Origin of the sequence: Anaerotruncus sp. 1XD42-93, assembly GCF_009917605.1 — a bacterium.
Lineage (GTDB): Bacteria > Bacillota > Clostridia > Oscillospirales > Ruminococcaceae > Anaerotruncus.
The window spans coordinates 1-739 of sequence record NZ_QZEG01000206.1; the positions used below are offsets into that span (position 1 = coordinate 1).

The window sequence follows — 739 nt, forward strand, 5'->3', positions numbered from 1 at the left end:
GCGGTGACAATGGTTCCTCCGGCGGCGGCTCCACGATTGTAGCGCGTCCCGACGAAACCAAGCCGGACACTCCTACCACCAGCCAGACCAAACCGGCAACACCGGATAAAAACGGGAATGTGGCGGTGGATAACGGCACTGTCCAGTCTGCCATCAACACGGCAAAGAACGACGCCAAAAAGAACGGCAATACCGCTAACGGCGTGGCGGTTGTCATTCCTGTCACGCCAAAAGAAGGACAGAACTCTTTTAACGTAACTATTAACGCCCAAACCCTGAACACCCTCGTCCGCGAAAAGGTGAAGCGGCTGGAGATCAACATTGAGGGCGTGGTTGTTGGAGGAATGGACACAAAACTGCTGAAATGGCTGGATACCCTGTCGGCAAACGGGGACGTTATTTTCCGGGTAAAGAAAACAGACCCGTCCGGTTTATCCAAAGAAGCCAAAGCTGCCATCGGCACAAGGCCGGTCTATGACCTGTCGCTGGTGTATCTCTCCGGCGGGAAAGAAACGCCGATTACCGATTTTGACGGCCACACCATCGCTGTCCGTCTGCCTTATGCTCCGGCAAAGGACGAAAAGACCGGAAATCTCTATGCGGTCTATGTAGATGGCAAGGGCAAGGTGGAATGGCTGACAAAATCCAGCTATGACCCTGACCTGGGTACGGTTGTTTTTGAAGCCGGGCATTTCAGCATCTACGGCATCGGCTACAAGAACCCTGCCCCGGCCTTTAC

The 739-nt window shown here is 54.3% G+C and carries 1 pseudogene; it reads left to right on the plus strand.

The features are described 5' to 3' along the window. Positions 1 to 739, plus strand: a pseudogene (locus D5269_RS18050) (hypothetical protein); the annotation flags it as partial.